18 protein-coding genes are annotated in these 20,002 nt (G+C 63.3%); 3 read left to right on the top strand and 15 right to left on the bottom strand.

Annotated features, from left to right (window positions below):
- Positions 1-4: 4 nt before the first annotated feature.
- From AC070A_RS08745 to AC070A_RS08775, 7 genes are all read right to left on the bottom strand, one after another.
- Positions 5-2,365, bottom strand: coding sequence for a SpoIIE family protein phosphatase (locus AC070A_RS08745; RefSeq protein ID WP_112994079.1), 2,361 nt, complete (start codon positions 2,363-2,365; stop codon positions 5-7).
- Positions 2,362-3,540: a class I SAM-dependent methyltransferase gene (locus AC070A_RS08750; RefSeq protein ID WP_065376614.1), complete on the bottom strand. Its 1,179-nt coding sequence runs from the start codon at positions 3,538-3,540 to the stop codon at positions 2,362-2,364. Before AC070A_RS08750 ends, AC070A_RS08745 begins: the two co-directional genes overlap by 4 nt.
- Positions 3,537-4,055, bottom strand: coding sequence for a hypothetical protein (locus AC070A_RS08755; protein WP_058323161.1), 519 nt, complete (start codon positions 4,053-4,055; stop codon positions 3,537-3,539). The genes AC070A_RS08750 and AC070A_RS08755 overlap by 4 nt, the downstream gene beginning before the upstream one ends.
- Before the next feature lie 141 nt (positions 4,056-4,196).
- Positions 4,197-5,873 carry a putative bifunctional diguanylate cyclase/phosphodiesterase gene (locus AC070A_RS08760; RefSeq protein WP_065376615.1) on the bottom strand — a complete coding sequence of 559 codons (1,677 nt, stop codon included), beginning with the start codon at positions 5,871-5,873 and terminating at the stop codon, positions 4,197-4,199.
- A 559-nt stretch (positions 5,874-6,432) separates the two neighbouring features.
- Positions 6,433-8,229, bottom strand: a complete 1,797-nt coding sequence (gene ade / locus AC070A_RS08765; RefSeq protein ID WP_112994080.1) for an adenine deaminase — start codon at positions 8,227-8,229, stop codon at positions 6,433-6,435.
- A gap of 68 nt (positions 8,230-8,297) precedes the next feature.
- On the bottom strand, positions 8,298-9,698 hold the full coding sequence (locus tag AC070A_RS08770; RefSeq protein WP_112994081.1) for an NCS2 family permease: 1,401 nt from the start codon (positions 9,696-9,698) through the stop codon (positions 8,298-8,300).
- A gap of 60 nt (positions 9,699-9,758) precedes the next feature.
- On the bottom strand, positions 9,759-11,558 hold the full coding sequence (locus AC070A_RS08775; RefSeq protein WP_492383837.1) for an adenine deaminase: 1,800 nt from the start codon (positions 11,556-11,558) through the stop codon (positions 9,759-9,761).
- 111 nt (positions 11,559-11,669) lie between these two features.
- Here AC070A_RS08775 and AC070A_RS08780 point away from each other — a divergent pair, with 111 nt between their 5' ends.
- Positions 11,670-12,611, top strand: a complete 942-nt coding sequence (locus tag AC070A_RS08780) for a LysR family transcriptional regulator (protein ID WP_057255461.1) — start codon at positions 11,670-11,672, stop codon at positions 12,609-12,611.
- Between the two features lie 13 nt (positions 12,612-12,624).
- On the opposite strand, the gene AC070A_RS08785 is transcribed toward AC070A_RS08780, so the two are convergent.
- From AC070A_RS08785 to AC070A_RS08815, 7 genes are all read right to left on the bottom strand, one after another.
- Positions 12,625-13,587, bottom strand: a complete 963-nt coding sequence (locus AC070A_RS08785) for a pyridoxal-phosphate dependent enzyme (RefSeq protein WP_112994083.1) — start codon at positions 13,585-13,587, stop codon at positions 12,625-12,627.
- Positions 13,584-14,561, bottom strand: a complete 978-nt coding sequence (locus AC070A_RS08790) for an ornithine cyclodeaminase family protein (RefSeq protein ID WP_492383838.1) — start codon at positions 14,559-14,561, stop codon at positions 13,584-13,586. Before AC070A_RS08790 ends, AC070A_RS08785 begins: the two co-directional genes overlap by 4 nt.
- A complete protein-coding gene (locus AC070A_RS08795) occupies positions 14,558-15,166 on the bottom strand; it encodes a helix-turn-helix transcriptional regulator (protein WP_112994085.1) in 609 nt (202 codons plus the stop codon). The genes AC070A_RS08790 and AC070A_RS08795 overlap by 4 nt, the downstream gene beginning before the upstream one ends.
- Positions 15,167-15,350: 184 nt before the next feature.
- Positions 15,351-15,863 (bottom strand): DoxX family protein, encoded by a 513-nt coding sequence (locus AC070A_RS08800; protein WP_112994115.1) that lies wholly within the window; start codon positions 15,861-15,863, stop codon positions 15,351-15,353.
- Between the two features lie 7 nt (positions 15,864-15,870).
- Positions 15,871-16,674, bottom strand: a complete 804-nt coding sequence (locus tag AC070A_RS08805) for an HvfC/BufC family peptide modification chaperone (RefSeq protein ID WP_375293106.1) — start codon at positions 16,672-16,674, stop codon at positions 15,871-15,873.
- Entirely contained in the window at positions 16,661-17,587 is a 927-nt protein-coding gene (gene bufB, locus AC070A_RS08810; RefSeq protein WP_112994086.1) for an MNIO family bufferin maturase, read from the bottom strand. Before bufB ends, AC070A_RS08805 begins: the two co-directional genes overlap by 14 nt.
- 129 nt (positions 17,588-17,716) lie before the next feature.
- On the bottom strand, positions 17,717-18,040 hold the full coding sequence (locus tag AC070A_RS08815) for a BufA1 family periplasmic bufferin-type metallophore (protein WP_058323170.1): 324 nt from the start codon (positions 18,038-18,040) through the stop codon (positions 17,717-17,719).
- Between the two features lie 225 nt (positions 18,041-18,265).
- On the opposite strand from AC070A_RS08815, the gene AC070A_RS08820 reads away from it, so the two are divergent.
- Positions 18,266-18,802 carry a sigma-70 family RNA polymerase sigma factor gene (locus tag AC070A_RS08820; RefSeq protein WP_112994087.1) on the top strand — a complete coding sequence of 179 codons (537 nt, stop codon included), beginning with the start codon at positions 18,266-18,268 and terminating at the stop codon, positions 18,800-18,802.
- A gap of 1 nt (position 18,803) precedes the next feature.
- Positions 18,804-19,442 carry an NrsF family protein gene (locus tag AC070A_RS08825; RefSeq protein WP_112994088.1) on the top strand — a complete coding sequence of 213 codons (639 nt, stop codon included), beginning with the start codon at positions 18,804-18,806 and terminating at the stop codon, positions 19,440-19,442.
- A 246-nt stretch (positions 19,443-19,688) separates the two neighbouring features.
- On the opposite strand, the gene AC070A_RS08830 is transcribed toward AC070A_RS08825, so the two are convergent.
- Positions 19,689-19,940 carry a DeoR/GlpR family DNA-binding transcription regulator gene (locus AC070A_RS08830; protein WP_082616260.1) on the bottom strand — a complete coding sequence of 84 codons (252 nt, stop codon included), beginning with the start codon at positions 19,938-19,940 and terminating at the stop codon, positions 19,689-19,691.
- Positions 19,941-20,002: the final 62 nt, after the last annotated feature.

The raw sequence follows: 20,002 nt of genomic DNA on the forward strand, positions 1-20,002 counted from the left end.
CTGATCACCTGTGTCTCATGACGACGAGCGTGATGTCGTCATATATCTTCTGCTCGCCGATATGCGCCATCAGGTCTTCGAGAATACCCACCTTGGCGTCCTCGGCGCTGTGGCCGTAAAATTGCCGGGCGCTTTCGCACAGCCGTTCGATCCCGAAAAGCTCGCCCTTGGCGTTCATCGCCTCAGTCACCCCGTCGGTGTGCAGGACGATCATGTCGCCGCGGCTGAAGGAAATCTCGCGCGTCGCGACGAAAGCCGAAATGTCCGGTTCGAGGCCGATCGGCAGACCGAGGTCGAGCGTGTCGATCCGTTCGATTTCGGCGCCCTCGCGCACCACGATCAGTTCCTCGTGCTGTCCGGACAGAGTCATGCGGCCATCATCGTAATCGAGGAAGGCCAGCGACAGGTGCTTGTCGGTGTTGGTTCGCACGATGTTCTTGTAGATGGCGCGGTTGAGGCGATTGAGGAACTCTTGCGGGTCCATGTCGCCGGCCTCCTGCAAGGCCCGGGCGACGGACTGCACCATCAGCATCAGCACGCCGCTTTCAAGCCCGTGGCCGGTCACGTCGCCAATGCCGATCTTCAGCCGTTCGCCGTCGCGCAGCACGTCGTAATAGTCGCCGCCCACCTCGTCGGCAGGCCGCATATAGGCGGCGATTTCGAGGTCGGCAATTTCCGCGAGTTCGCTGGCCTTGGGCAGCACCATCATCTGGATCTGCTTGGCGACGGCAAGCTCGGCGCCAAGGCGCAGGTTCTCACTGCGCAACTGCGTGTTCAGTGCTGAAATCTGGTGATTTGCGTCCTCAAGCTGGCTCGTGCGCTCGGTTACCAGGTTTTCGAGGTTCTCGGTGTGGTAGCTGATCTCTTCCGCCATTCGGTTGAAGGCAATGCCCGCTTCGCCGACCTCGTCGCGCGTCGAAATCGGGACGCGGACGGAATAGTCCTTCGCCTCGATGCGCGTCGCCGCGCCGGCGAGGGCGCTGATGCCGCGGGTCACGCGCTTGGATATGCCGAACACCGCGGCGGTGACGAACAGCAGCGAGGCGAGCAGGGCCAGGATCTGATAGATCAGGATCCGGTTCGCCGCCTCGGAGATCCCCGCTTGCGCCGCAAACAGCGAGGCGTAGATTTCCCGTTCGGGCACCACGATGCCGAGCGACATGGTCTCGCGGCGGACGGGGCCGGACAGCCAGAAATTCTCGGGCTCGAGCTGCTTCAGGAGAATGAGATAAGGCACTTTCTCGCCGGCCTCGTCGAGCAGCACGCGCTGAATGGCGCCGTCGACGCCGAGCGGCAGGTCTGCGATCGCTGGCTGTACGCTGCGACGCAGCGAACGCTCGAGTCCGGTGACGCCTTGCCCGCCGGTATCGCTCGATCGTTGCAGGCCGATGACCTTTTCGCCAACCGGATTGATGGCAAGCACATTGCCATCAGACATCGCCAGGAAGCCGAAGCCGCTGTCGGCGACCTTGACGTTCTCGACCACTTCGGCGAGTTGATCGAGTGTGATATCGGCGCCGGCAGCACCGGCAACGCTCTTGCGATCCTGCGACCAGAGTGGCTGGAAGAAGCTGACGATCAGCTTGCCGGTGATCGCGTCGGTATAGGGGGCGGTCTGGGTGGTGTCGTTCGGTACCGGCCGCAGGCCGGGGTTCTCTGCCCACTGTTGCCAGGATTCGTAGATACCCGGAAAGAAGAATGTCCAGAATTCCGCCTGGTTGTGGCCGGGATAGAGGCGATCGAAGGTCTGCGCCTGCTCCGTATAGGGCGCGGTTCTGAAGATCGGTCGTTCGCGCGGACCGATGTAGTACATCTGCAGCTTGGAGCTGCCGCTTGCGAGCAGGCTCGGTGCGACGAGGTCGAGCACGGCGCTGTTTTCGATGTCGGCCTGGACTTCCGGCAGCGGGCGATGGTCGGGCCCGAGAAGATATCCCCAGACGCTGACGACCGATGGGGCTCCGGGCAGGTTCTGTGCCCAGCCGCCCTTGGCGTCGTACGCTACCGAGATTGCGCCGGGTGCTGCGCGCGCCAAGGCGTCGCCAACTTCGGTTTCTCGTGCCGGGTGGTCGATTTGCCCCTGCAGGACACCCGCCAGCGTGCCGACGTCGGTATGCACTTGGCCGATAAGCAGGTTGACGCGTGCGACAGTCGATTCCGCATAGGACCGAATATAGTCCTGGTTGGCCTTTTCCAGGCCCTGTCCTACCTCTGTCGCGGCATCGCGCGAAAGCCTCTGAACGTTCCAGAGCGCGAGGCCGCCGGTGACGAGGAGATCGAAGAGCACGGCGCCGCCGACCACCAGGACGAATTTGGCGCGAAACGATCGGAGCCCGAACCGGCGGCGTTGTTCGTCGACGGCGCTCATAGCGGCTTCCGTCCGGAAGCGGCCCAGATCGGCCAGCCGGCATAGCCCTTGGGATGCAGCGCCGCAAAGATATGGTCCCGGAAGCCCTGGCGGAAGCGCTCGATGAACTCGGGCGGGTCACCGCGCTTGACCGCCATTTCGCCTGCATAGACATTTTCCCAGGCGGCGATCATGTCGGCGAAGTCCTGCGGGTCGCCGTCAAGATTGGTCACCATGAAGGACTCGACGAGGATGTCGTCAAAACCCGCTTCGGCCAGATAGCGCCGGCTCTTCGGTCCGAGTTCCACATCCATCTCGAAATGGCTGAACAGTTTGGCGACCTCCGTGTAGGTCCACTGGATGCTGTTTGCCCGCGGCTCGCCGAGGCAGTGCGAGTTCTTTTCGTTGGTGATATAGACGCGTCCACCGGGCTTGCAGATCCGGTAAAGCTCCTTCAGCAGGAGTTCCGGCTGATTGAAGATCTGCAGCGAGTGGCGGCAGGTCACGAAGTCGAACTGGTTATCCTCGATCAGCATCTCCGACGCATCGCCGAAAGTGTATTCGATGCCGGTGACGCCGAAGTCGGCGGCCACCTTGCGCGCATAGGCGAGGCTTGCCCGCGAATGATCGAGTGCCACGATCCGCCCCGGTTCAAATTCCTTCTGCACCAGAACGGCGAAGTCACCGATGCCGCAGCAGATATCGGCCATGGCGATGCCGGGCCGCATGCCGTGCCGCGGCAGGATGTCTCGCTCATGGCGCCAGGTCATCTTCGTTTGCGTCCGCAGGATCGGAATGAAGCTGGTGTCCTCGACGAAGCTCTGGCCGGGATAGAACATCGAATCGTAGACCTCGACGGAGATCTGTGGCTCGATCGTGCTCAAATGCCGGAACATGCGCGTCGTCCAGCCGACGACGCTGGAGGTGACGACGATCAGGCGCAGGTCCGACCGTTCCCGACAGGCATCGAGGGCGACCCGGATAAAGGCCTGGAAGGCCGTGTTGTTCATCTGGATGAGGCGCTTCACGTCGATATAGAGAACGCCCTTCACCGCATCGATCGCTTCCCTGAGCGCATGAATGCTCTCGGCGATCTCATCGATCGATCGCGGCCTGATCGTTCCGGCGAGCGAGAAGACCTGGCTGTTCGGATCGAAGGCGACTTTGAAGCGCTGAGTAAGGCCCGCCGCGATCAACTCACCATTCCTTCAAGAGGCAAATCCACCACCAGGGTGATTGCCGAAGCCGCGTCTTCGTCGAGCCGAAGGCGGGCGTCATAGTTGACGGCCAGGTCCAGCAGCACCGATTCCCGGCTCGGGGCGAGATCGTTGGAAATGGCATCGAGATAACGGGCCTCGGCGTCGCTCTCGCGGGTTCTCGATACGGCTTCGCGATAGAAGCGCGCCTGACCAGGCGGGCATGGAAAACTGAGCTGAACCCGTTCCGTGACGCCTTGGCGATAGATCGACAGGCCGATCTTTCCGTCGGTCGTGCCGCCGCGAAACGAAACTTCGAGAAGCTCGTTCAAAGCGGAGGAGAAGAAGTTCGAATGCCGCACCGGATCGGTTCTGTTGTGGCTGATCATGCGGGCGAGGTAGCTCGAAACATGATCGCAGTGCTGCCAGTCCGACAGAAATATCTCCATCTCCATATCGAACTGCAGCAAGGGTTCGAAAGCCGTCCCCGTGGTCTTATTGACACTTGCACCCATGCAGCAATGTCCTCCGCCCGAACTCTGCCACGGCCATACGGCACTTTCTATAATGATTTCTAACCACGCAACCCCCGGATTTTGCACGTGAACAACCCAGGTTTTGCGCCGCGCGTCCCGCCGCGCAACGCACGGATGCGCCTAGAGCGTTGCCATAGCCGACGAGCGGCGAAGATAGGCGCCAATGGCGCCCGCCGGCATCGGCATGCCCAGGAAGTAACCTTGCAGCCGGTCGCACCCCTCTTTCCGCAGCCAGACCGCCTGCCCGACCGTTTCCACGCCTTCGGCGGTGACGCGCATGCCGAGGCCATGCGCAAGCCCGATGATCGACCGAACGATCGTCTGGCTTTTTTCGTCGCTCTCGAGGTCCTTGATGAAGTAGCGGTCGATCTTGATCGTATCGAAAGGGAAGTTCTTGAGGTAGCTGAGCGACGAGTAGAAGGTGCCGAAATCGTCGAGCGAAATCTGGATACCCAGCACGTTCAGGGTATTCAGCGTGTCCAGGTTGTTGGTCGTGCGCTCGAGCAGGACCGATTCGGTGACTTCCAATTCAAGCCGGTCGGCCCTGAGGCCCGCCATGTCGATCGCTTGGGCGATCCGGTCCGTCAGCCCCTCCCGCAGGAATTCGGCCGGCGAAAGATTGACGGCGACGGTGAAGTGCGACGGCCAGGTTGCGGCCTGCCGGCACGCCTCTTCCAGCACCCATTGGCCGATCTCGTTCATCAGCCCGTCGGCTTCCGCCATGGGAATGAAGACATTGGGGGGGATGACACCCACCAGCGGATGGTGCCAGCGCACCAGCGCCTCAAATCCGACGATCGAGAACGGCGGTTCGACGAGTGGCTGGTATTCGATGGAAAACTGCCTGTCCTGAAGCGCCGTGCGCAGGCTGCGACGTAGCATCTCCCGCTGTTCCAGCACGATCAGCATCGAGCGGCTGAAGGTCTTCGACCGGCCGCGGCCGTCCTTTTTTGCAGCATAGAGCGCGATGTCCGCGGCCTTCATCAGCTGCTCGATCTCGTTGCCATCGTTGGGGGCGATGGCGATCCCGATGCTGGCGCCGACGAAGACCGCAATGCCGTCGATCGTAAAGGGTTCATTGAACGCCTGGATCAAGGCTTCCGCCAGATATTCGGCATCCGTCGGCTGGTCGCTGTGGCGTTGGATAACGGCGAACTCGTCGCCCGCAAGGCGATAGGCGACCTCGCCGTCGCGAAGAGCGCCACGGATGCGCTCCGCCGCCATCTTGAGCACGGCGTCGCCGGCGCCGTGGCCGAGCGTGTCGTTGACCGGCTTGAAGTCGTCGAGGTCGATCTGCATCAGTGCCAGCTTTTCGCGCGGCGTCGGCAGGATGTTTTGCAGGTCGTCGCTGAACTGCCGGCGATTGGGCAGGCCCGTCAGCACATCGTGCGTCGCCTGGTGGAGAAGCAGCGCCCTTTCGCTTTCGCCATGGCTGCCGACCTCGCGGCGCGTCGAGCGGCCACCCGTTTCGAGCACGCCAATGCCGCGCAAGGCGCGGAAGACCAGAAGCGTGCGCCGGGATTTGGTGGTTGCGTCGATGACTTCGACGCTGCGGGGCACACCGTGCGCGATCACGGACTCGACTGCCGCCTTGGAGGCGGGAGCAAGCAGTTCGGGATAGAGATGCCACAACGTCGCATCGACCAGCGTGCCGACTTCGTAGGTTTCCTGGAGCGCCGGCGAAGCGCTCGTCAGATGGAAGGCCTCGTCATAGAACGAGAGGATTTCATCGGCGTTGGCCGCGCCCGGATCTTGCACTGAAGCTGAAGCAGACAAGGTTGCATCAGTGTCCTGCATACTTGCCTTTTCCTTTCTGTTGCGAACTCGCCCGGGGACAGCAAGCGGTCCCGCCTCCCGCAGACACTGCACGCGCGGCACTTCGGCGTGGTTCGTCCTTCTCCAAAGCTACCGCGTGACGTATCCGGGTCAATGCCCTTGCCGCGCGCCGAAAACTACCTGTGGAAACCTCGTTTCGGAACATGGCGGGCTCCGGCGCGGTGCCGTTGCCCTGCACGGTTGTATATAAGATCATTCTTTTATCATTTACCATCATTGCATGCAATTTGGCGCCGTTTCGACGGGAAGCCGAAAGCTGTTTCAGCCGCGATCCCATTGCAGGACAGCCGCTTGGAGCACGCTTTGCGGCACAAGGGTGTCCTGCCTAGGGTCGACGAACGGCTGATTTGGATGGGCAAACGGAAGGAACGTCTCTCTCAGGCGCGGGTTAACCATAAACGAAGAAACCGGGGGATTGGGGGACTGTTCTTCCTCCATCCCCGGTTCGGAAGGGCAGTTCGGCGCCTCGCGCGCTCAGGGATCGGCCGCCTGTATCAGCCGGCCGATTCCTTGGAGCGGGTCAGTGCGTGCTCAAGATCACGTCGGTCTTCTGGAAGGTCCGGACGTCGATCAGGCCCTTGTCCGAAATCCTGAGTTCCGGAATGACGACGAGGGCCAGCAGCGAGTGCTGCATGTAGGCGTTGTTCAAGTGGCAGCCGCAGGCGCGCATCGCCTCGACGATGGTCGCGGCCTTCTCGGCGACGATCTCCGCCCGCTGATCCGACATCAGGCCGGCAACGGGAAGTTCGACCAGAGCCAGCTCGCGGCCTTCCTTGATGACGACGATGCCGCCGCCGACCTCGTGCAGTCGGTTGGCGGCCTTGGCCATGTCCGCCTTGTTCGTGCCGACGACGATCATGTGGTGGCTGTCATGCGCGACCGTGCTGGCGATCGCGCAATCGCTGCCGTAGCCGAAGCCGGAGACGAAGGCGTTGACGACGTCGCCGGTGCCGCGGTGGCGTTCGACGAGCGCGATCTGGCAGATATCGTTGGCCCTATCCATCTGCACGAAGCCGTTTTCGATTGCGACCTCGGCCTCGAGCGCGCGCGTCGGCGCCTGGTTTTCGACGACGCCGATCACGTTCACCCGCGCCCTTGTAGCGCGTGCATTGGACGGGATGTCGAAATCCGCGGCGGCCAGCATCCGGCCGAGATGGACGGTGTTGCGGGCGCTTTCCGGATAGACATAGGCCGGGATGTCGCGCACCAGCGTCCCGCCTTCGGCCATGAGTTCGCCGCGGGCAAACACCATCTCGATCGGCAGGCCGGCAAGGTCGGAGGTGACGATCAGGTCCGCCCGCCGGCCCGGCGCGATCGATCCGAGCTCGCGCTCCAGGCCGAAATGCTGGGCGGTGTTGAGCGTTGCCATCTGGATGGCGGTGATCGGCTTCAGCCCCTGTGCGATCGCGTGGCGCACCACGCGGTTCATGTGTCCGTCATGAACTAGCGTGCCGGAATGGCTGTCGTCGGTGCAGAGCAGGAAATTGCGCGGATCGAGGCCGGATTCGGTGACGGCCTTGATCTGTGCGGCAACGTCGTACCAGGCCGAGCCGAGGCGCAGCATGGCGCGCATGCCCTGGCGAACGCGGGCGATCGCGTCGTCCACCGTCGTGCCTTCGTGGTCGTCGGCCGGGCCGCCGGCGGCATAAGCGTGGAATTCGCGGCCGAGATGCGGCGAGGCATAGTGCCCACCGACGGTCAGCCGCGCATCCTGGGTCGCGGCGATCTCGGCCATCATCTTCGGATCGTTGCCGGCGACACCGGGGAAGTTCATCATTTCGCCAAGGCCGATGACGTTCGGCCAGGCGAGCGCCTCGGCGACATCTTGAGCGGAAAGCTCGGCGCCGGCGGTCTCAAGGCCCGGCGCGCTCGGCACGCAGCTCGGCACCTGGACGAGCACGTTGACCGGCAGGCTCTGCGCTTCCTCGTTCATCAGCCGGACGCCATCGAGGCCGAGCACGTTGGCAATCTCGTGCGGGTCGATGAACATGGTGGTCGTTCCGTGCGGGATCACCGCGCGGGCAAATTCGGTGACGGTGACGAGACCGCTTTCGACATGCATGTGGGCGTCGCAAAGGCCGGGCACCAGGTAGCGGCCGTTCGCATCGACGACCTTGGTGTCGGCGCCGATCGTGTGGCCGGCGTCCGGGCCGACATAGGCGAAGCGGCCAGCTTTGACGGCGATATCGGTGCCGGGAATGATCTCGCCGGAATAGACGTTGACCCATTTTCCATTGCGGATCACGAGATCGGCCGGCTTGCGGCCCATGGCAACGTCGACCAGTTCGGGTGCGGTTCTCGACCAGGATTGAAGCATGACAGTTTCCTTCGAATGGGCGATGTCGGCGCCCTTCCATCAATGGGGGCGCCGAAGGATTTGCTGAGTTACTGGGTCTGGGCGACGAGCGCTGCGGCAAGCAGCGCGACGAACCACATGACCGGTCTTACATCGCCGGCCCGGCCGCAGACCAGCTTGATCAGCACATAGGCGATGATCGCAAGCGACAGGCCGAGCGTGATCGAGAAGGTGAGCGGGATCAACACGATCGCGAGGAACGCCGGGATCGCCTCATCGAGCGCGTTCCAGCGGATGTTGCTGATCGGCTCGGACATGAAGAGCCCGGTCAGGATCAGGACAGGTGCTGTCGCAACCGCAGGCACCAGCGACAAGAGCGGCGACAGGAAGAGGAAGGGCAGGAAGAGCAAGCCCGCAACCAGCGCGACGAGGCCGGTCCGGCCGCCTTGCTGGATGCCGGCGCCGGATTCGAGATAGACCGTGGCCGGGCTGGTGCCGAGCGGCGCCGAGATCAGTGCTGCGATCGCATCGACATGCATCGATTCGCGGATGTTTCGCGGCATGCCGGTCTCGTCCTTGAGGTCGGCGGCTTCGGCAAGGCCGAGGAAGGTGGACAGCGCCTCGATGAAATTGGTGAACAGGAAGACGAAGATGAAGGGCAGGTAGATCAGGTTCAGCGCGCCCAGGAGATCGATCTGGCCAACGAAGCTGAAATCCGGTGCGGCGGAGAAACCGCTCCAATTGACCAGCGTGTGCACATCAGGCGCCTCCGGCCAAAACGCGCTGCCGTCGCCCCACCAGCGGCCGATCGGGATCGCGAGGATCGTGGTCAGGATCATGCCGGCCATCATCGCGCCAGGAACCCGCCGCACCACCAGCGCGACCGTCAACACAAAGCCGGCGATGAAGGTGAGCGTCACCGGGTTGAACTGCGTCAGGCCGACGATCGTATCGGGATTGGCGACGATGAACTTGGCGTTTTCCAGGCCGATCAGCGCGATGAAGAGGCCGATGCCGCAGGCGATGCCATAGCGCAGATCGACCGGGATCGCCTCGATGATCGTCTGGCGCAGATTGAAGAACGCCATGACGGTAAAGAGCACGCCGGCCCAGAAGACGCAGCCGAGTGCGACTTCGAGCGGCACCTTGGCGCCGACCACCATGGTGTAGGCAAAGAGCGCATTGATGCCCATGCCGGGCGCCACCAGAATGGGGCTGCGCGCATAAAGCCCCATGGCGCAGCTGCCGATGAAGCTGACGAGCACCGTCGCCGTCACCCCTGCCGAAAACGGAATGCCGGCATGCGCAAGGATCGATGGATTGACGACGATCACGTAGGAGGCTGCGAGAAACGTCGTAAGCCCTGCAAGGATTTCGGTACGGACGGTGGAGCCGAAGCGTGAGATCTGGAAGTAGCGGTGGAGAAGCGCGTGAAGCCAGGATCCCCCCGGGCTAGGTGCCGCCTCCACGGACTTGTTCTGAATGTTCATTTTGTTCCCCTTTTTTGAAACGACGGAGGGGGCCGGCATGACCGGCCCCCTCCTTGAGCATTATTCCGCAGCTTCCGCGCGCTCGTCTCCGCTTGCGGGCGAAAACGGCGAGATCACCTTCAAGCCCACGCAATCGACGACGCCAAGGTCGGTGATCGCGTATTCCGGAATTGCCGTGATCTGCAGCACGAACATGTACATGAAAGGCCAGGGCAGCGGGCACCCGAGGGCTCGGGCCGCATCGTCGAGTTGGTCTTCCAGCGCCGCCATCTCGGCCGGTTCGATGTCGGAGACGATGCCGCCGATCGGTAGGTGCAGGAAGGCCTCGACCTTGCCGTTCCTGACCACGACCTGGCCGCCATTGTTGGCGATCAGGTGGTTGATGGCGACGCGCATGTCTTCGAGGTCGGCGCCGATGCAGATGATGTTGTTGTCATCGGGCGCGGTCGAGCTGGCAATCGCGCCTTCGCGCAAGCCGAAGCCGGAGGTGAAGGCGACCGGGCGGTTGCGGGTCTTGCCGTAACGTTCGACCACGGTGACATACTGGACGTCCTTCTGGGGGTCGGCGAAGACCTGGCCGTCCTTGACGGCAAGGGTCACGTCGCGACGGGTGCGCACGAAGATCTTTTCCGGCGTGACGGCGATCGCCAACGCCTCGGCCGTGTCGCCGGCGCCGTCATAGGCGACCTTGAGGTCGCCGGGCTGAAGCTGTGCGACCTTGACGGAGTTGAGCAGGGCAACGCTGCGCACCGGCGGCGTCAGCTCGATCGCCATCTTGCCGTCACGGGCGACCACTTCGCCCTTGGCGATGACCGTCTCGATGTTGAAATCGCGCAGGTCGTTGACGAGCAGGATGTCGGCGGCGCGGCCGGGCGAGATCGAACCCACCTTGTCGTCGATCCTGAGCGCATCGGCCCCATTGATCGTTGCCATCTGGATTGCTGCCATCGGCGAAATGCCTATGGCGATCGCCATGCGCACCATGTTGTCGAGATGGCCGCGCTTGAGGATGTCGCTTGCCACCACGTCGTCGGTGCAGAAGCTGATGCGCCGCAGCGCCTTCACGCCCATTTCCGTGACGATGCGCAGGTTGTCGGCGAGGAAATGGGAGATCGAGGATTCACGCACAACGACATGCATGCCGGCCCGCAGCTTTTCGAGCATCTCTTCCGGCGTGTAGCTTTCGTGATCGGCGCGAACGCCGGATTGCTGGTAGCCGTTAAGCCGTGCGCCGCGCGTCATCGGGCAGCAGCCAAGCACCGGCAGTCGGCTCTTCTCGGCGAGTTCAAGCGCCGCCAGCACGTCGGCGTCTTCTTCCTGGATGAACTCGCGCACCGTCTCCCAGATGCCGACGCATTCCGGCCAGTGGTGTGTCGCCTGGTGGTCGGCTGGGCTGAAGTAGTGGCCGACGGTCGAGCGCGGCATGGTGTAGGGCGTCTTGCAGGGCGCGCCCCAGAAGACTTTCAGCGGCGTCTGCTTGGCTTCATCGAGGAACTCGCGTGCCGCAGCCGGCCCGCCGACGACGATGATCTGGTCGAGGCCGGTGACGATCGAGGTCGTGCCGAGCGGAACGACGGCCTTGGCAAAGCTCGTCAGCGACATCTTCGAGCATTCGACATGCAGATGCCCGTCGATCATGCCCGGCGCGAGATATTTGCCCGTGGCGTCGACGATCTTGGTCTCAGGGCCGATATAGTCGGAGATGTCGCCGACGGCGATGATGCGTTCGCCATAAATGGCGACGTCGGCCTGATAGATTTCCTCCGAGACGACATTGACGAGGCGACCGCCCCGGATCGCCAGCGTTGCCTTGCCGCCGGTGCCTGATGCGGCGCGAATGAATTCTCTGATATCGCTCACTGGAACCTCTTCTCCCTTAGCTCCAGTGAATATTCCCAATTCCCATCCGTTTGCACAATGGGCCGAAATAGGCTAATTTCTGGACATATCATCCAAGATTTTGGACGAAATATGGATCTCTCGCTTATCGACTGCTTCGTAAAGGTTGCGGATTCCCGTTCGATTTCAGCGGCTTCCAGGCGGCATCGGCTGCCTAAGTCGACGCTCAGCCACAAGATCCGTCAGTTGGAGGACGAGTTCGGCATCGAGCTCTTCGTGCGCGAGGGGCACCAGCTGCATGTGACCGATGCGGGCGCCGAATTCCTGCGCTATGCACGGCTCATCCAGTCGAATTGTGACGATGCGGCAACCGCGATGGCGGAGATGCGCCAGGAGGTGGCAGGCACGCTGAGGGTCGGCTCGACAGGCGAATTCGGCACGACGATCACGTCGGAACTGCTCTACGCCTTTCGCCAGCAGTATCCCCAGGTCAATCTCGACGTCGTCTTTCTCTCCTCGCGTCGGCCGTTTTCCGATGTCACCGAACAGGCGCTCGACGGTATCTTCCACTGGGGCGAGCCGTCGGATGTGGATTACATCAGCCGGCGGCTTTCGGTCTCGTCCTATGGTCTCTTCGCCAGTCCGCAATACATCGCCCGCCACGGACAGCCGGAAAACCCGGACGAACTTGCCGGTCATCGCGGCCTCGTCTTCCGCCAGCCGACGCGGCTGCAATCCTGGTACCTGACGAGGCCTGGCGAGGACGAGGTGGACCTGCTACCAGCAGCCACCTGCACCACCAACGACTACTGGACGATCAAGTATTTCGCGGTGGCAGGCGAGGGCATCGCCTACCTGCCTGACTTCTTCGTCGAGACCGAGCGGCAGGCCGGCCTGCTGGAACCGGTGCTTCGCGACTGGCGCTCGCCGCAGACGGCGATCAACCTCATCTATTCGCGCCGCCGGCACGTGTCGAAACGCTTCAAGGCCTTCGTCGATTTCTGCATCGACTTCTATCGCGATCGGGATCGGGTGAAGATCCCGCGCTATTACGTCGAGCGGGTCAGCCTTTGACGCTGGTCGTCGCCTAGCGAAGCAATGTAGGCAGCATGCTCGCGCCATCGACATTGCCGCCGCAGAGCAGCACGACATTGGTCTGGCCGGCGTATTTTTCGGCGACCTGGCGGAAGCCGGCGAGCGCGAGGGCTGCAGCCCCTTCGACCAGCATATGCTCGTCCAGAAGCAGGTCGCGCATCGACGCTTCGATCTCCGCTTCCTTGCAGGTCACGACCTCATCGATGACGGCCATCGATAGCCCAAGCGTCACGCTGTCTTCATCGAGACCACCGGCGACCGCTTCGGCGAGCGTGTCGAGATGATCGGTTTCGACGACGCGGCCGGCTCTCATCGACACGGCGAGCGCCGCCGAGTTCGCGGCGGAAACGCCGATGACGCGGGTGTGCGGGCTGAAACTCTTCAGCACCGAGCCGATGCCGCTGATCAGCCCGCCGCCGCCCATGGCGACGAAGACATTGTCGATGCGTTCGGCCTGTTCCAGCAGTTCGAGCGCAATGGTTCCCTGTCCGGCGATGATCTCACGATCGTTGTAAGGCGAGACGTAGACACGCTTGTCCGATGCGGCCAGCCGCTGGGCTTCCTGTTCGGCGAGCCCTGTTTCGCCGCCGTGGAGAATGACATCGATGCCATAGGAGCGGATGCGTTCGAGCTTCGCCGCCTTGACGATCTCGGGCAAGACGACGGTCAGCTTCTGACCGATCGCGCTTGCCGCATGGGCAGCACCGATGCCGTGGTTGCCGGAGGAGGCGGTAATCACCCGCTGATCCCGCGGCAGCGACGTCATCTTGCTGATGGCACCTCGGATCTTGAAGGAGCCGGTCAGCTGCAGGTTCTCCGCCTTGAACAGCACAGTCGAGGATGTTTGCCGTCCGACTGCGCGCGAGGGGATCAGCGGCGTCTCATAGATGAACGGACGAATGCGCTGGCGCGCCTGGACGGAGCGAGCTGCTGTTTCGAAGATATTGGTGTTCACGGTGTTGTTCCTTCCATACGCCCGAGCAGGCCGAGTTCATCGAGGACGGTTCGGGCGATGGCGATGTCCTGCGTCGCGATCCCCGTCAGGTCGGCGATGGTGATGTCCTGGTCCGAGCCTCGGCCTTGTGTTGCACCGGAAAGCACTGCACCGAGCGCCACGCAGTGGCCTTCGCCGATCGATCCTGCCCGCGCAGCGGCGGAGAATTCGCCGTGATCTAGGCATTGCTCGGAGAGATCGACGAAAAGCCGATCGGCGCGGGCAACGAGCGCGATGTCGAGCTCCTGCTTGCCCGGCGCATCCGCACCCATGGCGGTGATGTGCGTGCCGGGAGCTATCCAGTCCGACCGGATCAGCGGCTCTTTCGAGGGTGTCGTCGTCACGATCGCATCGGATTGGCGGCACAGCGCTTCCAAGTCGGTTGTCGCCTCGATGGAAAGATCAAGGTCCGCAAGATCGGCTCGTACTGCGGCTATCTTTTCCGGTGACCGTCCCCAGACGGTGAAATGAAGTTTTCGATCCGAGAGCGCGGCGAGCGCGCGGATCTGGATACGCGCCTGCGTGCCGGTGCCGACGATCCCGACCGAGCGGGTGTCGCTGCGCCACAAGGCCATGGTCGCGATGGCACCGCCGATGCCGGTGCGCAGATCGGTCAGCAAGCCCTTGTCGTCGAGCACCGCGACCACGTCTCCGGTCTCGGCGGAGATTGCAACCATCATGCCGTTGCTGGATGGCAGCCCCCTGGTCGGGTTGTCATAGAAACCGGACGCGATCTTCACGACGAAGATCGGATCGCCTTCGATGTAGCCGTACTTGATATGGCAATCGGCATTGCGGCCGTTGAGCGGCAGGTAGCCGACCGGCGGCAGGTTGGCGCGGCCATCGGTCACGGCAATATAGGCGTCGCTGATCGCCGGGGCCGCGAGTGTCAGCAAGGGCAGGCTCGCGAGTTTTTCGCGGTCGATGACGATCATGGTGCGCTGCCCCCGCTCAGATATTTGTAGACGGTCGCCCGGCCCATGCCGAGGATGCGGGAGATGTAGGAGGCGGCGTTCTTGCCGCCGAAGGCACCATCGGAGGAAAGGGCGATCACCAGCGCCTGCTTGTCGGTCCGGCTCATGGCCGAGATCGTAAGCCTGCGGGACGCCGTCCATTGCTGGACATACTCGTTGACGCGCTCGTGCCAGTCCTCCTTGAACAGGCTCTCCGGCTTGTCGGTGACCGGCACGCGGACAAGCGCGTTGAGCGTGCGGAGCGCCGCGTGGAAGTCTGAGACATCGGCGTTGATGCAGAGCACACCGATCGCCTTGTTGGTCATATCGCGCAGCACGGCGCTGATCGACTTGATCGAGCGGCCGTCCCAATTGACCTTCTCGTAGGGGCCGATGATCCCGTCCGCTTCCTTGAAACCGATCTCGCTGAGCAGCGAGGGTTCGCCGATTTCCCGCTTGGAGAAATTCCCTGCGATATGGATGACGGTTTCGGTTGCGAGATCGTGCAGCACGACTTCGGCATAGGGCTGGAACAGCAAGGCAATCGCGTCGCAGACTAGGATATGCGGGCGGAGTTCGGGGTTCACGGCCTTCCCTTTCTTCAGGAACCGCCCTTAAATCACGTGTAGACTAAAATGTCTATATTGGACTTAATGTCTGCGAATCTTGAAAACCGCGACGGTGGCGTGCGATGATATTCGCACGCCGCCGTCGATGCTGCCGTGGGGATCAGGTTTGGCGCACGCAGGTGATGCGGGCGCCGGAATGGGCTCAGCTTTTGTAGGGGTCTCCGCGCCAGGCGCAGAGCAGGTGGTCAAGTGACAGCTTGCCGGGACCGGAGGCCATGAGGCCGAGTGCCATCGCCGCCCAGGTGATGTGGATGGGCCAGCCATCCGGCACGGTCAGCTGTACCACTGCGGTCATCACCAGCAGGCCGAGTGCGGCAAAGCGGGTTGCCAGACCGAACACCAGCAGGATCGGCAGAAGGATCTCGGCCGAACCCGCGGTAAAGGCCATGGCGGCTGGCGCCGGATAGGGGTAGGGCCCGCCGGGAAGATGCAGCTGGAACTCCGACCTGAAGAGCAGCACGGCGACGTCGTTCAACTGTAGGAAGCCGTCCCACTTGCTCATGCCGGACCGGAAGAACGGCACCGCCAGGCCAAAGCGCAGGACGAGTTGCGCGAGCCAGAGAGGAGCGAGCGCGCCGACCGCCCGGTTCGCACGGCGGGCCCAGTGCGACAGGTCGGTGGCATTGACGCTGTTTCGGGAGCTGGATGCGGACATCATGGTTTCATCCTCCGTAATGAATGGCCGAAAAGGCGCCGGCCTCGAGCGCCGTTGCGATGACGGCGGCAAGGTCGAGCGAGGGATACTGGCTTGCTGCTTCCGTTGCCGCCGTGGCCAGGGGAACGCCAGACAGCAACCGGACGAGCAGAATGTCGGCTCCGGGTGTGAGGTTGCGGACAGCCACCTCCAGTTCCGGGCGGGTGATCAGCGCGCTTTCCGGCGCCAAGGTCTCGATGCGGTCGACCGGTCCGCTCGCCCGGTTGACGGCAAAGATGGTCACGGCCGGATAGTCGGAACGGACGATCCGGGTCGCCGGGTGCGCCTCGAAGACGGCGTCGCCGAGCCGGTTCGGCGGAACGGCGGCGAGAGCATCGGGCGTCAGCGCCGGCCTATCGGCGGCGTGATAGGCATCGAGCCAGGCGCGTTCGATCCGCGCCACATCGGCAAGCCAGGGCATCGATTGCCCGTACTCATAGCGGGCAATGAAATCGGGAAAGTCCCGGCCGTACTCGAAGAGCAGCGGCGAGGTCGGTGGCGTTTCTCGCACATGAAAACGCGCCATGGCGCGAAAGAAGGTTTCGCCGGTGATACGCTCAGTCGCCGGAAAGGTCGCCGCCAGCGCCTCGATCAGGCTGACGGTGACGTTGTTGCGGTAGACGTTGAAGCGCTTGACCGCCGCCTTGCCGTTCGGGCCGGAGACCAGCGCCGGCGTCTGCTGTTCCGGATCAAGAAGCGGCGGCACGAAGCGGGCGACATAACTGCCGGCGGCGCCAACGGGCGCGGTGGGTATTCTGCTAGGCGCTTGCACGGAACTTCTCCCGTGACGTCACCTGCGCATGGCGGTCGAGGATCCGTTGTGCGGCCGTGGCCTCGCGCTTCAGCACCGGCCAGTCGGGAATGGCGCTGTCCCATTCGATCAGCGTCGGGATGGGGCCGGTCCGGGCGATGACCAGCTCATAGAGTTTCCAGACGGCATCGGCGACCGGCCCGTTATGGCTGTCGATCAGCAACAACTCGCCCTCGTCGTCCTGCTGTTCCGCATGCCCGGCGAGATGGATCTCACCGACATGCTTCAGCGGAAAGTCCCCGAGATAGTCGAGCGCGGAGTAACCCTGGTTGGTGGCCGAGACGAAGACGTTGTTGACGTCGAGCAGCAGCCCGCAACCGGTGCGTCTTACCAGTTCGCGAATGAACGCCGTCTCGTTCATCGTCGATTCCCGGAAGGTGACATAGGTTGAGGGATTTTCGAGCAGCAGCCGGCGGCCGATCGTCTCCTGGACCTCGTCGATATGATCGGCGACGCGAGCGGCGGTCGCCTCGGTGTAGGGCAGCGGCAAGAGGTCGTTGTAGAAGGTGGTTTCGTGGGTCGACCAAGCGAGATGCTCGGAGACGAGGGCCGGTTCGTAGCGTTCGATCAGGTCCTTGAACCGGGCGAGATGCGTCTGGTCCAGCGGTTGCGGCCCGCCGATCGACATGCAGACGCCGTGCAGCGAGACTGGAAAGTCCTCGCGGATCCGGGCAAGTGCTGCATGCGGCGCGCCCCCGGCACCCATGTAGTTTTCCGCGTGAACCTCGAAGAAACCGCCCGGCGCATCGTCGGCAAGGATCGCCGGCAGGTGCTGGTGCTTGAAGCTGGTTCCCGCCAGCCCGACGATTCCATGTTTCGGCAGACGCTGGCTCACCAAGGCAAACCGGCCGCCGTATCCTGTTGAAGTGCTCATCGCCAATCCTGTTCCATGCCCGTGTGGGGTTCGGTGGCGGGCGATTGCATGCCTTGGCTCACCACCGTTTGGTGAACGTCCGTGCGGAACGGGAAGCGGTTGCCCGCTCCCGTTCAGCTCTGTGATGGATCAGGACGGCATGTCGCGGGCGAGCGGCTGCGGCGAACCCTTGCGGCCGTCAGGCAATTCCATGGTTGTGCAGGTACCGCCATCGACGAACTTCCAGGCGTTGCCCTGATAGTCGACCGTGGACGTGGCCTGGCAGGTCGTGCCCGGTCCGGCGGCGCAATCGTTGTGACCCTTGAGGGCGACGCCGAAGCACTTTTCCTTGCCCGCATCCATCGCGCTCTTGACCTGTGCTTCGGTGAGCGGTGCCGCGGTCGCGAGCGTCGACAGGGCGGCGGCAACCGCGCTTGCGAGCATTGCGCTGCTGATCGTGGACTTCATGGACATCATTCTATCTCCGTGTTGAACTCATCCCGTGCGTCCTGTCTCAGGCGCACATCAGGTCTTTCGTCGCGGAGACAGGGGACGTTACATAACGTTGGCAACACGCTTTCGTGATGCGTTCGCGAGCGGTCACGATGATGTCAGCCGGCTTGACAGCGCTGCCCATGCGAATTTGGGATGAGTGTGTAACAAACGCCTGGAATCAGCGAATGGGGAGGAAAGGCGCGGGTGAGCGGCGCGGACGACGAACATCTCGCAAGACTGCTTCGCCAGGCCGTGGCCGGTGACGAGAAGGCCTATGGCGACTTCCTGCGCGATGCAGCGCCTGTGATCCGCGGTTGGGCGCGGCGGTGGACCGTGGGCGGCGGCGTCGATGCGGAGGATATCGTCCAGGAGGCGCTGCTGGCGGTGCACGTCAAGCGTCATACCTGGCGAGACGATGCGCCTGTTATCCCTTGGCTCCATGCGATCGCCAGGCACAAATTCGTCGATGCCGTCCGGCGGCAGGCCCGCCGCCCGACGGTGGGCATCGAGGAATATGAAGAAACTCTTGCGAGCGTCGAAACCGAAAAGGCTCGCGATTGGGAGATCGGCCGGGCGCTGGAGGGCCTCGCACCCGGGCAACGGTCGGTCGTCAACGCGATCTCGATCGAAGGCTGCACGGTCGCCGAAACGGCGCAGAGACTGGATATGAACGAAACGGCGGTTCGCGTGGCGCTTCACCGCGGCCTTGCGGCAATCGCCCGCCGATTTGGACGAAGCTGACATGGACACGAACGATCTCATCAAGGCTCTTGCAGCGGATACCCGGCGGCCCGGATTGTCCATGAACACCGTGTGGCTGGGCGCCGCAAGCGGGGCGCTCGTGCTCGCCGGGCTCGTCTTCTTCATGATGCTCGGGCCGCGGCCGGATATCGCCGCCGCTGTCGAGACGCTGCGCTTCCTGTTCAAGTTCGTGGTCACCATTGCGTTGGCGGCGGCGGCCTTTGCCGCGATGCGGGTCGCCGCCTGGCCCGAAGCCGAGTTGCGCAAGCTGCTGCCCTATCTCTGCATTGCGCCGGTTCTGGTGCTCGTTGGTGTCGCGCTGGAGCTGATCGCCCTGCCGTCTGATACTTGGGCTGCAAAACTGATCGGCACCAACAGCCTGCTTTGCCTGACCTTCATTCCTCTGATCGGCTTGGCGCCCCTTGCGCTCTTCCTGCTGGCGCTGCGCCACGGCGCACCATCGCGGCCGGCGTTTTCCGGTGCGCTGGCGGGGCTTGCCGCCGGAGGCATCGCTGCGACATTCTATGCGGCCCACTGCCCCGATGACTCGCCGCTCTTCGTTGCGACCTGGTACACGATCGCGGTCCTTGGCCTGACGCTGCTTGGAGCCATTGGCGCGCGTTTGGCCGTCCGCTGGTAGCAGCGCCGGCCAGCCTCCGATCGGGCCGAAGCGGTGGCGCAAACAAAAAAGGCCGGCAAGGCCGACCTTTTCCCGTTCGCTGCGTCACACTGCCAGTACATCCGTGGTCAGCGTTTTCGCGCGAGCCGTGCCGGGAGCCTTCGGTTATCCCTCGGGCTCCACGGGCAATCCGTTGACGTCTATGTGTGGTGCCGCCGTAAGGGTTTCAAGCCCCCGTCTGGAAACCTGACAAGCTACGGGGCACGGCTAGCAGTGAATGCTGACACCATGTTCGCGCAGCAAGGCGACGAGACGCCCGTCCGGCAATTCATCGGTCACAAGCGCATCGATATCGGCAAGCGAGGCAAGGCGCACCGGCGCGCGCCGGCCGAACTTGCTGCTGTCGACCGCCAGGATCACGCGCGCGGCTTGCTGCATGGCGGCCGAGACGGCGGCGACTTCGGCATGGTCGTCGTCGCCGACGTCGCCGTCCTGGTCTATGCCGCTGACGGAGATGATCGCGACGTCGAACTGCCGCGACCTTCGGCGTCAACTACACCGGGCAGATTGCGTCGGGCGTC

This window comes from Ensifer sp. GW101-20A05 (assembly GCF_059424735.1).

Coding starts and splice junctions, on each gene's coding strand:
- AC070A_RS08745 (WP_112994079.1), bottom strand. CDS start 2,365: ATGAGCGCCGTCGACGAACAACGCCGCCGGTTCGGGCTCCGATCGTTT.
- AC070A_RS08790 (WP_492383838.1), bottom strand. CDS start 14,561: ATGATCGTCATCGACCGCGAAAAACTCGCGAGCCTGCCCTTGCTGACA.
- AC070A_RS08760 (WP_065376615.1), bottom strand. CDS start 5,873: ATGCAGGACACTGATGCAACCTTGTCTGCTTCAGCTTCAGTGCAAGAT.
- AC070A_RS08770 (WP_112994081.1), bottom strand. CDS start 9,698: ATGAACATTCAGAACAAGTCCGTGGAGGCGGCACCTAGCCCGGGGGGA.
- AC070A_RS08755 (WP_058323161.1), bottom strand. CDS start 4,055: ATGGGTGCAAGTGTCAATAAGACCACGGGGACGGCTTTCGAACCCTTG.
- AC070A_RS08780 (WP_057255461.1), top strand. CDS start 11,670: ATGGATCTCTCGCTTATCGACTGCTTCGTAAAGGTTGCGGATTCCCGT.
- AC070A_RS08800 (WP_112994115.1), bottom strand. CDS start 15,863: ATGTCCGCATCCAGCTCCCGAAACAGCGTCAATGCCACCGACCTGTCG.
- bufB (WP_112994086.1), bottom strand. CDS start 17,587: ATGAGCACTTCAACAGGATACGGCGGCCGGTTTGCCTTGGTGAGCCAG.
- AC070A_RS08815 (WP_058323170.1), bottom strand. CDS start 18,040: ATGTCCATGAAGTCCACGATCAGCAGCGCAATGCTCGCAAGCGCGGTT.
- ade (WP_112994080.1), bottom strand. CDS start 8,229: ATGCTTCAATCCTGGTCGAGAACCGCACCCGAACTGGTCGACGTTGCC.
- AC070A_RS08825 (WP_112994088.1), top strand. CDS start 18,804: ATGGACACGAACGATCTCATCAAGGCTCTTGCAGCGGATACCCGGCGG.